Annotated in this window: 11 protein-coding genes; 8 read left to right on the forward strand and 3 right to left on the reverse strand. The window is 70.3% G+C overall.

All coding sequences use genetic code 11. The features are described from left to right. Positions 1-78: 78 nt before the first annotated feature. The 3 genes from Asi03nite_RS19785 to Asi03nite_RS19795 all read left to right on the forward strand — a co-directional run bounded on the left by Asi03nite_RS19785 (position 79) and on the right by Asi03nite_RS19795 (position 3053). Positions 79-1026 (forward strand): NUDIX hydrolase, encoded by a 948-nt coding sequence (locus tag Asi03nite_RS19785; RefSeq protein WP_203681781.1) that lies wholly within the window; start codon positions 79-81, stop codon positions 1024-1026. A 5-nt stretch (positions 1027-1031) separates the two neighbouring features. Continuing rightward, the gene (locus tag Asi03nite_RS19790) at positions 1032-1922 is read left to right on the forward strand and encodes an NUDIX domain-containing protein (RefSeq protein WP_203681783.1); all 891 of its coding nucleotides are present in this window, start codon (positions 1032-1034) and stop codon (positions 1920-1922) included. A 246-nt stretch (positions 1923-2168) separates the two neighbouring features. Beyond that, positions 2169-3053 (forward strand): CDP-alcohol phosphatidyltransferase family protein, encoded by an 885-nt coding sequence (locus Asi03nite_RS19795; protein WP_203681785.1) that lies wholly within the window; start codon positions 2169-2171, stop codon positions 3051-3053. A 406-nt stretch (positions 3054-3459) separates the two neighbouring features. Here Asi03nite_RS19795 and Asi03nite_RS19800 read toward each other — a convergent pair whose 3' ends face one another. Genes Asi03nite_RS19800 through Asi03nite_RS19810 form a run of 3 tightly spaced genes read right to left on the reverse strand, consistent with a single transcriptional unit; the run spans position 3460 to position 6482 of the window. Beyond that, positions 3460-4704, reverse strand: coding sequence for a phosphatidylserine decarboxylase (locus Asi03nite_RS19800; protein WP_203681787.1), 1245 nt, complete (start codon positions 4702-4704; stop codon positions 3460-3462). Positions 4705-4758: 54 nt separating this feature from the next. Beyond that, positions 4759-5127: a hypothetical protein gene (locus Asi03nite_RS19805; RefSeq protein ID WP_203681789.1), complete on the reverse strand. Its 369-nt coding sequence runs from the start codon at positions 5125-5127 to the stop codon at positions 4759-4761. Further along, positions 5124-6482, reverse strand: a complete 1359-nt coding sequence (locus Asi03nite_RS19810; RefSeq protein WP_203681791.1) for a PspC domain-containing protein — start codon at positions 6480-6482, stop codon at positions 5124-5126. The genes Asi03nite_RS19805 and Asi03nite_RS19810 overlap by 4 nt, the downstream gene beginning before the upstream one ends. Before the next feature lie 132 nt (positions 6483-6614). Between Asi03nite_RS19810 and Asi03nite_RS19815 the strand changes: the two genes are divergently transcribed. The 5 genes from Asi03nite_RS19815 to Asi03nite_RS19835 all read left to right on the forward strand — a co-directional run bounded on the left by Asi03nite_RS19815 (position 6615) and on the right by Asi03nite_RS19835 (position 12413). Further along, a complete protein-coding gene (locus Asi03nite_RS19815; protein WP_239102792.1) occupies positions 6615-7877 on the forward strand; it encodes a PspC domain-containing protein in 1263 nt (420 codons plus the stop codon). Beyond that, positions 7874-8539, forward strand: a complete 666-nt coding sequence (locus Asi03nite_RS19820) for a response regulator (protein WP_203681793.1) — start codon at positions 7874-7876, stop codon at positions 8537-8539. The genes Asi03nite_RS19815 and Asi03nite_RS19820 overlap by 4 nt, the downstream gene beginning before the upstream one ends. Positions 8540-8786: 247 nt before the next feature. Then, a complete protein-coding gene (locus tag Asi03nite_RS19825) occupies positions 8787-10424 on the forward strand; it encodes a peptide ABC transporter substrate-binding protein (protein ID WP_203681795.1) in 1638 nt (545 codons plus the stop codon). A gap of 131 nt (positions 10425-10555) precedes the next feature. Continuing rightward, positions 10556-11482, forward strand: a complete 927-nt coding sequence (locus Asi03nite_RS19830; RefSeq protein WP_203681797.1) for an ABC transporter permease — start codon at positions 10556-10558, stop codon at positions 11480-11482. Next, positions 11475-12413 (forward strand): ABC transporter permease, encoded by a 939-nt coding sequence (locus Asi03nite_RS19835; RefSeq protein WP_203681799.1) that lies wholly within the window; start codon positions 11475-11477, stop codon positions 12411-12413. Before Asi03nite_RS19830 ends, Asi03nite_RS19835 begins: the two co-directional genes overlap by 8 nt. Positions 12414-12415: the final 2 nt, after the last annotated feature.

Raw genomic sequence — 12415 nt, forward strand, 5'->3', positions numbered from 1 at the left:
TTACGCAGCGCGATTCAACTGTCAGGAACCCGACAGACGGCCCGGATAGGTAACATAATCCGGGCAGAATGCCGCTTCGTGACCCCCGCACTGGAACCGCTCCGCAGGATCGCCGCCTACGCCGTCGCGACCGACGACGAGGGCCGGGTCCTTCTGGTCCGGGCCTCGGCCAAGTCGGGTACTCCCGGCGTCTGGTCGCTGCCCGGCGGCGCCGTCGATCACGGCGAAGATCCCAACCACACAGTCGTCCGCGAGACCGCGGCGGAGACCGGACTCTCCGTCGCGGTGACCGGGCTGCGTGACGTCCTGGCCGACATGCGCTCGATGCCGCACCGAGGCGTCACCATCCACACCGACCGGCTGATCTACACCGTGTCGGTGCGCGGCGGCAACCTGATCGACCGGGTCGGGCACGCCACCGACCTGGCGCGCTGGTTCACCCTGAAAGAAGCCGAGCAGCTGAAGCTGCGGCAGTTCGCCGCGGCCGCCCTCGGGCTCAGCGCCGGCTCACCCGACCTGCGCCCCGACGTGCCGCCGACGTTCCCGTCCTTCTACGCCTACGAGGGGCCGGACGGCCTGCATCGGGCGCAGCGGTTCGCGGCGTACGCGATCGCGACCGACCCGTACGAGAATCTGCTGCTGACCCGGATCGCTCCGGGATATCCCGGCGCCGGCTGCTGGCATCTGCCCGGCGGCGGCACCGACTACGGCGAGCAGCCCGGCACCGCCCTGATCCGGGAGCTGGTCGAGGAGACCGGCCAGGCGGGCCGGCTGATCGAGCTGCTCGGGGTGGCCAGCCACCGGGACGCCGCCTCGCTCGGCCCGGAGGGGTACCCGATCGACTGGCACGGCGTCCGGGCGTTCTACCGGGTCATCGTGGACCGGCCGACCGAGGTGGTCATCCACGACGTCGGCGGCTCCACCTCGGAGGCGCGCTGGATGCCGTTGAAGGACGTCGCTGAACTGGCCGCCGATCAGTTGACCGAGGTCACCGCCGATGCGCTGCGGGCGGCGAAGCTAATCTAGGCACAGTGAAGATCAGAAGAACGGCCGCGTACGGCGTGGCCCGCTCCGCCGACGGCAGTGTCCTGCTCACCCGGGGATCGGACCGCAGTGCCTTCCCCGGTGTCTGGTCGCTGCCCGGCGGCGGCGTCGACCACGGTGAGCACCCGGCCGACGCGGTGGTCCGGGAGGTCGCCGAGGAGACCGGACTGGCCGTGGCCGTCACCGGCGTGCGCGCCGTGGTAGCCGACGTGGTCGCGTTGCCGGACGGGCCGCTCGAGCACACCGATCGGATCGTCTACGACGTGACGGTGACCGGTGGCGACGTGCGCGCGGAGACCGACGGCACGACCGATCTGGCGCAGTGGGTGACGCACGCCGAGGTGGCCGCCCGGCCGTTGCTGCCGTTCACCGCGCGGACGCTCGGGGTGCAGTTCGAGGCGCCGGGCGAGGTTCCGCACGACGACGAGCCGGTGCTGCGGGCCGACCGGGTGCAGCGGTTCGGGGCGTACGGCTGGGTGACCGATCCGGCCGGGCGCATCCTGCTGGCCCGGATCACGCAGGGTTATCCCGGCGGCGGGCAGTGGCATCTCCCCGGCGGCGGGACCGACTTCGGCGAGACCCCGGAGCAGGGCCTCATCCGTGAACTTTATGAAGAAACTTCACAACGTGGGCGGATCGACGGACTACTCAGCGTGGGTCACCGGTACGACCCCGCGGCCCTCGGGCCGGAAGGCGTGCCGATGGACTGGCAGGTAATCCGCGTCGTATACCGCGTAAGAGTGGACGAACCGGTCATCGCGCGCGTGACCGAAGCGGCCGGCGGATCAACCGACCGGGCGTCCTGGTTCACCCGGGGTGAGGTTGCGGAACTTCAGCTGACCGAACTGGCCCAGGACGCTTTGGCCCAGGCGGGCTAAAATCTTCACACGGAAGATGGAGAGCGGCCCGTTGCGCCACGAGGTTTGACGTAGCACAGCGCGACCAAACGGCCTCTCGCCAAGGCAGCGCCGCTGTGCGATGGTGTAACCCGCAATTTCGCCGGGCTTCAAGGATGACGCCGGTGACCACGAACTCCATGGAGGAACCACGTGCCGAGTACCCCTTGGCGCCGGCGTCGATCGACGGATAGTCCGCGTCCCGCCGGGCGCCGTTGGGCTGGCCGCTTGCGCCGCGGCGGGAGTCTCGCCCGGCAAGCTCTGCTGGTGCGGGTGGGTCGCCGGAATTCCGAGACGGGCCGGGCCGCCACCGCGACCCGCGCCGAGGTGATCTACACCGGGCCGGAGCCGGTCGGCTCGAGCCCCGCCGTTCCCGCCCCGGTCGCCCCGCCGGCCGCCCTCGACGAGGAGTCGGTGCCGGGGACCATCCCGCTGCTGCCCGGCGCGCACACGATGGCCCGCCGCGCCAGCTTCGCGCTGGTCAACGCGTGCACGCTGTCCAGCCTGGGCCTCGGCCTGCTGGCCATCTTCCTGGCCATGGAGGGACAGCCGCGGATCGCCGCCGGCTGCCTGGTCGCCTGCGTCGCCTTCGACGGTCTGGACGGAGCGCTGGCCCGCAAGCTGGGGGTCGCCAGCCCGTTCGGGGCGCAGATGGACTCGCTGGCCGACATGTGCTCGTTCGGCCTGGCCGCGCCGGTCGTGGTCTACGCCTCCCTGGTCCACGAGGTGCCCCAGTCCGCCGCGGCCCTGGCCTGCGCGCTGGTCGCCGGGTGCGCCGCGATCCGCCTGGCCCGCTTCAACGTCTCGCCGAAGGACGGCCGGTTCTTCTGCGGCGTGCCGACCACGATGGCGGCGGCGGTTCTCGCCCTGGCCGTGCTGATCGGCCTGCCGCTTCCAGGGATGGCCGTGCTGGCCGGCGTCGCGCTGCTGGCGTTCGCGATGGTGTCCAGCTTCCCGTACGCGAAGCTCGCCCGCATCGTCAAGCTGCCGCCGTGGCTGTGGCTGCTTCCGGTGGTGGGTGCGCTGCTGCAGCCTCGCATGACGTTCGTGCTGGTCGTCGCTACGTACCTGGTCAGTGGCCCGATTCTGTGGGTCCGCGCCAAGCGCGCCTGACCTTCTTCTCGCAGAGGCCGCCTCTCCGGAGGCGGCTTCTCCGTTTCCACCCGGGAACGCGGTCCGTGCGGCGCGCTCTCCGCTCCCGCCCGTGGCTCTCCCGCGCGAGTCGCGTGGCGCTTCGGCGCGAGCAGTCGCGTGGCTCTCCCGCGCCAGCAGTCGCGTGGCTCCCGCTCGCACGAGTCGCCTGGCTCGCACACGCGGGCGGCGTGGCGCTTCCGTGCGGGTCCCGGAACTCTCGCGCGGGCCCGGTGGCATCTCGGCGCGAGGCCGGGCCCGCTCCCGGCCGCGGCGCGACTCCAGGTTCCGGCTGGTCCTCCAGAGGTGCCTCAAGGGCCTTGAGACCCCTGAGGACCAGCCGTGATTCACAGCGGACCCGGCGACCTCACCGGCTGATCAGAGGCGGTCAGATCCAGCGCGCGATGACGGTAGCCCCGCCAACCACGCGCTCGTCCACGCCGACCAGCGCCTCCGCCTTGTCCGCCGGCAGGTACACGTCGGTGCGCGAGCCGAAGCGGATCAGGCCGAACCGCTCACCCTTGGCGACCAGGGTCCCGACCGGCGCCCGCTGCACGATGCGCCGCGCGATCAATCCGGTCCGCTGCGCCACCGCGACCGTCCCGTGCTCGGTGTCCAGCACCGTGTACGCCGCGACGTTGTGCTCGGCGGCGGCGGTGGCCGCGTTCGCGAACCCGCCCTCCTCGACGAAGTAGTCGGCGACCCGGCCGGCCACCGGGGAGCGGTTCACGTGCACGTCGAAAACGGACAGGAAGACAGCGATCCGGAGGAACTCGCCGGGCCCGAAGCGGTCGTCGCGCATCCGCTCGACGGAGAGGACCTTGCCGTCGGCGGCGGCGACCACTGCCGACGGGTCGCCGGGCACGTCGCGTTCCGGGTCGCGGAAGAACGCCGCGACCGGCGCCGCGGCCAGCGCCGGGAGCAGCCACAGCTTGGACTTCGGGCGGGCGCGGCGGGCGAGCGCGGCCAGGCCGAGCGCGATGCCGGCGGCGGCGACGCCGTTCGAGTCGATGTGCATGGTCCGGGTGAGCGGGACGCTCGACGTGCGGAACGTGGGCGCCAGGGTCGCGGCGCTGGCCACGTCGGCCGGGGTGAAGCGCAGCTTGTGCACCCGCAGCGGCGGCTGGTTGCGGACCACCAGGTCGGAGCCGACGCCGAAGAGGGAACCCTGCCGGAACAGCTCGGCCGCGGCGCCGGCGGTGCGGCCCGGCCCGGCCGGGGCGGCGAGGCTGAGCACCGCGCCGTCGTTCAGGTACTTCGCCAGCCTGTCGATCAGGCCGCGGGTGTCCTCGGCGGTGCCGGTCAGTGGCTCACCGACGATGACCACGTCGGCCGGCTGCGCCTCGTCCAGCGACTCAAGGATCTTCACCCGGTCGGCCACCCAGCTGCCGAGGCCGGTGATGTGGCCGCGGAGCAGGTCGGCGCTGCTGTGCTCGCCGGCGACCAGGGTCAGGGTGTCCCCGGGCAGCAGCGCCTCGACGACGGCGGCGACCACTGTCGATGCGTGATCGGCCCCGACCAGCAGCGCGGTGGTGGCCGCGTTCTGCCGGGCGAATTCGGCGGTCAGGGCGCGGGCGGCCCGGGTTCCGACGGCCGGGACGGGTGTGGCGGACACGGCGGGAAACTGGGTCATTCCGCGAGCATATTGCCCCGCCCGCGGCGCTCGGTCCGTGGGCGGGGCATCGGGTTATTTCTCCGGTTCGTGCTTGGTCTCGGGTGCGGTCCGGCCCTCGGCGGCGGGATGCTGGTTCTCGAACCGGGCGGCCGGGTCCTCCAGCAGCTCCTGGACGATCGAGGCGTGCACCTCGGGCGGCAGGTCGCCCGGGGCGGGCGCCACCCGGGCCTCGGCCGCGACAGGGACGGGCTGGTCGCGGCGTCCGGAGCTGATCGCCCCGAGAAGCCCGATCACGCCGAACAGGATCAGACCGCCGGCCACGGTCCAGCCCAGCGCGGGCAGGTGCAGGGTGAACACCCGGGAGGCCGCCCACCAGGCCACGATCACCAGGAAGAGCAGGCCGAAGGTCAGCGAGACGGCGTCCATCCGGTGCGGTTTCATCGGATCACCTCCAGGTTTCCGGTGTCCAGCCGCAGGTCGAGCCGCAGCCTGCCACCGCCGGCGCCGTCCGCGCCGAGATCGTTGACCGACTCCGCATCGGCAGTGGAACCGCTGTACTCCTGGCCGAAGATCAGGGCCCGGCCGCCGACCCGGACGTCCGCGGTGGTGTCGACGTCGTCCGGCAGCAGCACCCGCAGCTGCCCGACCCGCATGGTGACAGAGGTGCTCTGGTCGGCGCCGGCGAAGTCCACGCCGCGCAGGTCCAGCGTCACGTTGCCGAGGGCGAACTCGTACGAGTCGGCGACCTCGGCGAGGTTGGCCGGACGGTACACGCTGTCCCGGAACTCGTCGCCCCACCGCTCGGCACCGGTGGAGATCAGAAGCCCGACCGTGGTCAGGAAGGCCAGGAAGATCAGCCCCCGGGCGCGGCCGAACCAGGCGCCGATCAGCAGACCCAGCGCGATGGTGGCCAGCGCGGCCGCGAAGTACGCCGGGACCGACACGCTCAACCCGGCCATGTCCAGCGCGGCCAGCACGCCCATCACCATGATGATCGCGAAGAAGGTGAGCCGGCCCAGGATCGAGCGCTCCTTCGGCGGCTTGGGCGGTTTCGGCTTGGGGGCCGGCGGCGGGGGCGGAGGGTACGCCCCGGAGCCGGCGAACGGGCCGTGCGGCGCGAACGGCGGGCGGTACCCGGACTCGGCCGGCGGGGTCCAGCGGGGCGGCTCGTACGGCGGCGGGGCCGGCGGGGACACCGGTTCAGCGGCCGGTGCGGCCGCGGCCGGCTGTGCGGCGAACGCCGCCGTCGGCTCGTCGGCCGGGCGCGCCGGCGCCGGGCCGGGAGGTGGCGCCGCGGGCGGCGGAAACACCCCGGCGGGTGAACCTCGCTTGATCAGCAGGAACGCGCCGACCAGCACCGCCGCCGCCAGCATGCTGGCCCGGGCTCCGTCGCTGACCACGAACGAGAAGGTGAGCAGCGCGGCCGCGCCGAGCAGCACCACGGAGAGCGGCGACATGCCGGACCGGCCCTTGCCGAGGAGCGACTCCACCGGCGAGGCGGTGTCCCCTTCGGACGGGATGACCAGCCAGCCGATGAGGTAGAACAGCACGCCGGCGCCACCGAGCACGCCGAGCACGGCGAGCAGCACCCGCCACAGCACCGGGTCGGTGTTGGTGCGCCGGGCCAGCGCGCCGCAGACGCCGGCGATGTAGCGGCCCTCGCGCGGGCGGATCAGCTGCTGACGGGCGAAGGCGGCCTGCGCCGCGGAGAGCCAGGGCGGAATGTTCGCGGAAGGTGTCGGCCCGCCCTCCGGACCGGCACCCGGGGTACGGGATTCGGCAGCTTCGTCGTTCATGCATCGATCCTCCGGCCGGCCCGGCCCGAACCGCCTCAGGAACCGACCCTGAGGCCACCCTGAGATCCGGGCCGCAAGGTACCCGGGGAGATCCCCGTGGCCAGGGCTTGCCGCACGTGTGACGATCGGGGGGTGACCGCAACCGCCGCCCCGCCGCAACCGCGCCGGCTGTACCGCCCCCGCGAGCACCGGATCGTGGCCGGTGTCGCCTCCGGGCTGGCGCGCCATCTGGGCCTGCCGGTGCTCGCGGTGCGCATCGGCCTGGTGGTCCTGCTCGGGTTCAACGCCCTCGGCCTGCTGCTCTACGCGGCGTATTGGGCGGTCCTGCCGCAGGAGGCGCGCAACGACGAGCAGCCCGCCCGCCGCGACTTCGCCGCGCTGGTGCCGTTCGCGGCGATCGGCCTGGGCGTGGTGCTGCTGCAGGCGCTGGTCTTCGGCGACCAGGTGGCCACCACGGTGGGCTGGATGATCGCGGTGGTCGCGGTCGGCGCCGGGGTGATCTGGCACCAGTCCGATCCGAGCCGGCGGGAACAGTGGACCGACCCGAACGCGCCGTCCGGGTGGGTGGCCGCGATCGTCGGCGAGACCGACCGGCGCTCGTTCATGCTCCGCTTCATCGGCGGTGGGGTGCTGGTCGCGATCGGCGTGATCGGCGTGGTGGCGATCTACTCGCCGGCCGGCTCGCTCTCCTCGGTGCTGAACGGCATGATCTTCGCGCTGGTCGGCCTGCTCGGCGTCGGCGTGGTGGTGGCGCCGCTGGCCTGGCGCACGTTCGGCCAGCTGCGCGCCGAGCGGGAGGGCCGGATCCGCGAGCAGGAGCGGGCCGAGGTGGCCGCGATGATCCACGACCAGGTGCTGCACACGCTGGCCCTGATCCAGCGCAACTCGGCGGACATCAAGGAGGTGCAGCGGCTGGCCCGCGGCCAGGAGCGCAGCCTGCGCAACTGGCTCTACAAGCCGACCGCCTCGCCGACCGAGCGGTTCGCCGCGGCCCTGGAGCAGGCCGCCGCCGAGGTCGAGGACACCTACGCGATCAGCGTCGAGACCGTCGTGGTCGGCGACACCCAGTGCGACGAGCGGGTCGCGGCGCTGGTCGCGGCGGCCCGCGAGGCCCTGGTCAACGCGGCGCGGCACGCCGGCGTGCAAACCGTCTCGCTCTACGCCGAGGTCGAGCCGGAGGAGCTGAGCGTCTTCGTCCGGGACCGCGGCGCCGGCTTCGATCTCAGCGGTGTCGCCGACACCCGGCACGGGGTCCGTGGTTCGATCATCGGGCGCATGCAGCGCCACGGCGGGCGCGCGGAGATCCGCAGCGCCACCGGCAACGGTACCGAGGTGCGTCTCACGCTTCCCGTCTCCCGGGAGAGCGTGACCGCCGGTAAGGAGTCAGCACGATGACCGAGCCCGTGACGCAGTCGGCCGGCCGGCTGACCGTCTTCCTGGTGGACGACCACGCGATGTTCCGCGCCGGGGTGCGCGCCGAGCTGGGCCGGCACGTCGAGGTGGTCGGCGAGGCCAGCACGGTGGCCGAGGCGATCAACCGGATCGGCGCCATCCAGCCCGACGTGGTGCTGCTCGACGTGCACATGCCGGACGGCGGCGGCCGCGCGGTGCTGGAGGCCGTCCGGCGCAGCCATCCGCAGGTGCGCTTCCTGGCCCTGTCCGTCTCGGACGCCGCCGAGGACGTGATCGGCCTGATCCGGGCCGGCGCCCGGGGCTACGTGACGAAGACCATCTCGCCGGACGAGCTGGCCGCCGCGGTGCGCCGGGTGGCCGACGGCGACGCGGTGTTCAGCCCGCGGCTGGCCGGCTTCGTGTTGGACGCCTTCGCCTCCCGGCCGGATGTGCCGGTGGCCGATCCGGAGCTGGACCAGCTGACCAACCGCGAGCGCGAGGTGCTGCGGCTGCTGGCGCGGGGCTATGCGTACAAGGAAATCGCCAAGGAGCTGTACATCTCGATCAAGACGGTCGAAACGCACGTGTCCAATGTGCTGCGGAAACTCCAGATGAGCAACCGTTACGAGTTGTCACGCTGGGCGGCGGACCGACGTCTCGTCTGAGCCGCCATCGACCGAGCGTCGCCAAAGACCGCACGAATGGCTGCACTGGGTGTACGTTTGGCCACTGCAGGGAGTCCCCGCAGCTCAGGCCCGTCGAATCAGTCGATAGAACGATCTTTGGGCTTGCGTACGGACGTAAACGGCTAATATCGGCTTGATAACGGCGCTCTTTGGTTTCAGTGCCTCTGTGTCACAGTGGCAGCTACTCACACAACCCCTCGTGAGCGCCCCTGAAGGAGGCACTCCCATGCCTGGGAAAAGCCCATGGAAGATGGCGGTCGGCGCGACCGCCATCGCCTTGTTGGCCGCTGGTTGCGGCAGCGGCGGGTCGGACGACTCGTCCTCCGCTTCAAATACCGTCGTCATCGGTATCGGCGAGCCGCAGCACCTGATCCCGACGAATTCCACGGAGTCGAACGGCTCCGAGGTCCTGGCTTCGCTGTTCTACCCGCTGGTCGACTTCGACGCCCAGAACAACCCCGTTCCGGTCGCTGCCGAGTCGATCACCGCCGACGCCACCAGCACCGTCTGGACCGTCAAGCTGAAGTCCGGCTTCACGTTCAGCAACGGTGAGCCGGTCACCTCGGACAACTACATCAACGCGTGGAACTACGGCGCCTACGGCCCGAACGGCCAGGGCGCGTCGTACTTCTTCGAGCGGATCAAGGGCTTCGCGGACCTGCAGTCGAAGGACCCGGACGGCGAGGAGGGCCCGCAGAAGGCTCCCGAGCCCAAGGCGAAGACTCTCGAGGGGCTGAAGAAGGTCGACGACACGACCTTCACCATCACGCTCTCGGCTCCGTTCGCCGGCTGGGAGTCCGTCATGGGCTACAGCGCGTTCTACCCGCTGCCGAAGGCCGCCTGGAAGTCCGATGGCGTCCTCGCCGACGGCTTCGAGGACGCCATCATCGGCAACGGCCCCTTCAAGCTGAAGGGCAAGTGGGAGCACGACGCCCAGATCGTCGTGGAGAAGGTGGCCGACTTCAAGGGCACCGTCCCGAAGATCGACGGCATCACCTGGAAGATCTACCAGGACCAGCAGGCGGAGTACGCCGACCTGGTGGCGGGCAACGTCGACGTGCAGACCACCATCCCGATCGAGAGCCTGGCCAAGGCGTCCGCCGACCTGGGTGACCGGTTCAAGAAGTCCCCGAACTCGACCTTCCAGTTCGTCGGCTTCCCGACGTTCCAGAAGGAGTTCTCGGACGTCCGGGTCCGTCAGGCGATCTCGATGGCGATCAACCGCCAGGAGATCACCGACCAGATCTTCCTCGGCTCGCAGTCGCCGGCCACCTCGTTCGTCTCCCCGGTCGTCGCGGGTTACCGCGAGAACACCTGTGGCGACAACTGCGTGTACAACCCGACCAAGGCCAAGGAGCTGTACACCGCGGCCAACGGTCCGAAGGAAATGAAGATCACGTACAACGTCGACGGCAACCACAAGGCGTGGGTGGACGCGACGTGCAACCAGATCAAGGCTTCCCTCGGCATCAACTGCGTCGGCGGCGAGGAGCCCAAGTTCGCGGACCTGCTGAGCAAGGTCGAGAAGAAGCAGCCGGTCGGCCTCATCCGCCTCGGCTGGGTGATGGACTACCCGCTGATGGAGAACTACCTCGGCCCGCTGTACAGCACCGGCGGTTCCTCCAACTACTACGGGTACAGCAACCCCACCTTCGACAACCTGGTCAAGGAGGGTTCCGTCGCGAAGACGCCGCAGGAGGCCATCGCCAAGTGGCAGGCCGCCGAGGACATCCTGGCCAAGGAGATGCCGGTGATCCCGCTGCGTAACGGCCAGAACGTGTTCGGTTACTCGACCAAGGTCAACAACGTGAACGTCGACCTGTTCCAGAAGGTCGATCTCTACAAGATCGAAGTCGTCGGCTGATCTGACCGCTCGACCGGTGGTGGCGTCACGGAGAATGTGAAACCGTGGCGCCACCACTGCGTTACCCCCGAAACCTCATCGTCGCCGTGCTCACGAGGCCGGCGCTCTTCCGCGGAAGAGGCTAAACCCGTATGTTCCGCTACATCGTGCGGCGCTTACTGCAGATGGTGCTCACCTTCTTCGGTGCGACCTTCCTGCTGTACGCGCTGGTGTTCGCCAACCAGAAGGACCCGATCCAGGCCCTCGTCGGCGAACGACCCGTCACCGAGAGTCAGCGTATCGCGCTGACCCAGAGGTACCACCTGGATGAAGGCTTCTTCATGCAGTACTGGTACTACATGAAAGGCCTGCTCACCGGGGACTTCGGTACCTCGCTGACCGGCCGCAAGATCGTCGACATGATGGCCGACGCGTGGCCGGTGACCCTCCGCCTGGCACTCATCGCCATCGTCATCGCCGCTACCTTCTCCGTGACCGTCGGCGTCTACTCCGCCCTCAAGCGGGGTGGCCTCTTCGACAACGTCTCGCTGGTCATCACCCTGGTGCTGCTGGCCATGCCGATCGTGGTCATCGCGCCCCTGTTCCAGTTGATCTTCGGCATCCAGCTGGGTTGGTTCCCCCCTACCGCAACACGCGACGCGACGGTCTGGCAACTGCTTTTGCCCGCCATCGTGCTCGCCTGCATCGTGATCGCCCCAGAGATGCGCGTGACCAGGACCTCGGTGGTGGAGAACCTCCGCGCCGACTACGTGCGCACGGCGCGGGCCAAGGGCCTGACCCGGATGCGCGTCATCTGGGTGCACGTGCTGCGCAACTCGCTGATCCCGGTGGTCACGCTGATCGGTGTCGACCTGGGCGGTCTGATGGCCGGCGCCATCGTCACCGAGCACGTGTTCAACATTCCCGGCGTCGGTTTCAACCTGGCCAGGGCCATCCGCACCGAGGACGGTCCGCTCGTGGTCGGGTTCGTGAGCATCCTGGTGATCCTGTTCCTGTTCATCAACCTGCTCGTCGACCTTCTCTACGCCGCCCTCGACCCCAGGATCCGCTATGAGTGACCTGAACACCGTGACCGCGGCCGAGGCGCCCGGCGGTCAGCCGAACGTCCCCCACGGCCCGGTCAAGAAGGACAAGCCTCGCAGCCTGGCCGGCGACGCGTGGGCCGATCTGCGCAAGCGGAAGATCTTCTGGATCGCGGTCGTGCTGGTCGCGGTCGTGCTGGTGATGGCGGCCTGGCCGACGCTGTTCACGTCGGCCGACCCCGGGGCCTGCGCGCTGGCCAACCAGTACAAGGGCGCGACCGGCGGAGCCCTGTTCGGCTTCGACTACCAGGGCTGCGACATCTACGCGAAGGTCATCTACGGCGCCCGGAACTCGATCACCGTCGGTGTGCTCGCCACGCTGCTGGCCGGCGTCATCGGCCTGATCTTCGGCCTGTCCGCCGGCTACTTCGGCGGCTTGGTGGACGCGATCCTGTCCCGGTTCATCGACATCATGCTGGGCGTGCCGTTCCTGCTGGCCGGCATCGTGCTCTCGAACCGGCTCTCGTCCGACCCGAAGAGCAACGGCATCTTCGCCGTGACCCTGACCCTCGGCCTGCTCAGCTGGACGACCGGCGCCCGGGTGATGCGCTCCGCGGTGATCTCGGCGAAGAACCAGGACTACGTCGCGGCCGCCCGGATGCTGGGATCCCCCCCGGCCCGGCTGATCTTCCGGCACATCCTGCCGAACTCCATCGCATCGTTCATCGTGCTGCTGACCCTGCTCCTCGGCATCAACATCGCCAGCGAGGCGACTCTGTCGTTCCTCGGCGTCGGTCTCAAGAACGGCGCCATCAGCTGGGGCATCATGATCGCCGACGGCACACAGTTCGCGCGTACCGAGCCGTGGCCGCTGGTCTGGCCGGCGATCTTCCTCGGCGCGACGGTGCTCGCCTTCATCATGCTCGGCGACGCCGTCCGCGACGCCTTCGACCCGAAGTTGCGGTGACC

The organism is Actinoplanes siamensis (assembly GCF_016862395.1).
Lineage (GTDB): Bacteria > Actinomycetota > Actinomycetes > Mycobacteriales > Micromonosporaceae > Actinoplanes > Actinoplanes siamensis.

What these genes read in the sequence shown, in the direction of transcription:
- Asi03nite_RS19825 (WP_203681795.1), top strand. Translation starts at nt 8,787, where the DNA reads ATGCCTGGGAAAAGCCCATGGAAGATGGCGGTCGGCGCGACCGCCATC.
- Asi03nite_RS19810 (WP_203681791.1), bottom strand. Translation starts at nt 6,482, where the DNA reads ATGAACGACGAAGCTGCCGAATCCCGTACCCCGGGTGCCGGTCCGGAG.
- Asi03nite_RS19800 (WP_203681787.1), bottom strand. Translation starts at nt 4,704, where the DNA reads ATGACCCAGTTTCCCGCCGTGTCCGCCACACCCGTCCCGGCCGTCGGA.
- Asi03nite_RS19820 (WP_203681793.1), top strand. Translation starts at nt 7,874, where the DNA reads ATGACCGAGCCCGTGACGCAGTCGGCCGGCCGGCTGACCGTCTTCCTG.
- Asi03nite_RS19830 (WP_203681797.1), top strand. Translation starts at nt 10,556, where the DNA reads ATGTTCCGCTACATCGTGCGGCGCTTACTGCAGATGGTGCTCACCTTC.
- Asi03nite_RS19805 (WP_203681789.1), bottom strand. Translation starts at nt 5,127, where the DNA reads ATGAAACCGCACCGGATGGACGCCGTCTCGCTGACCTTCGGCCTGCTC.
- Asi03nite_RS19835 (WP_203681799.1), top strand. Translation starts at nt 11,475, where the DNA reads ATGAGTGACCTGAACACCGTGACCGCGGCCGAGGCGCCCGGCGGTCAG.